Here is a 532-nt window from a genome sequence, read left to right on the forward strand (position 1 = left end):
ATTGATGGAACAACTCGAAGAGCTCGTTCTTCAAATCCCGGGATCAGCACAAATGCTAACGATTCCTGGTGTAGGATTTATCACTGTGGCAGGTTTTCTGTCGGAGGTCGGAGACCTCCAACGTTATGAACATTCCCGCCAAATCCAAAAGTTAGCAGGGTTGAGTCTGAAAGAAAATAGCTCAGGTAAGCGCAAGGGCAGAACCCGGATCACGAAAAGAGGTCGCCCACGCTTACGAGCATTACTGTTTCGATGCGCTTTGCCACTTGTAGCCAAAAATCCAGAGTTTAAAGCTCTTCATGCTTATTTTACAAAGCGTGCAAACAACCCATTGCATAGAAAGCAGTCATTAATTGCTTTATGTTGTAAGCTCATTCGTATTTTGTTCGTACTCGGACGCAAACAAATCCCCTATGATGCGGCAAAGCTCCAAGGAGCTTTGCATCAAGTTCAATTACAGGAAGTAGCTTAATTTCTTTTTTCTCGTTTTCTTTACAAGTATGAAGCGCGGAGAAGCTGAGTCTTATCTTTA

General features: G+C 43.4%; 1 protein-coding gene. It reads left to right on the forward strand.

Going from position 1 to position 532, the window contains the following annotated elements:
• On the forward strand, positions 1-472 hold a 472-nt coding region (locus tag H2C83_RS02065; RefSeq protein ID WP_181737280.1), incomplete at its 5' end, for a transposase.
• Positions 473-532: the final 60 nt, after the last annotated feature.

The sequence above is a fragment of the Thermoactinomyces mirandus genome, assembly GCF_013868055.1.
Taxonomy (GTDB): Bacteria; Bacillota; Bacilli; order Thermoactinomycetales; family Thermoactinomycetaceae; genus Thermoactinomyces; species Thermoactinomyces mirandus.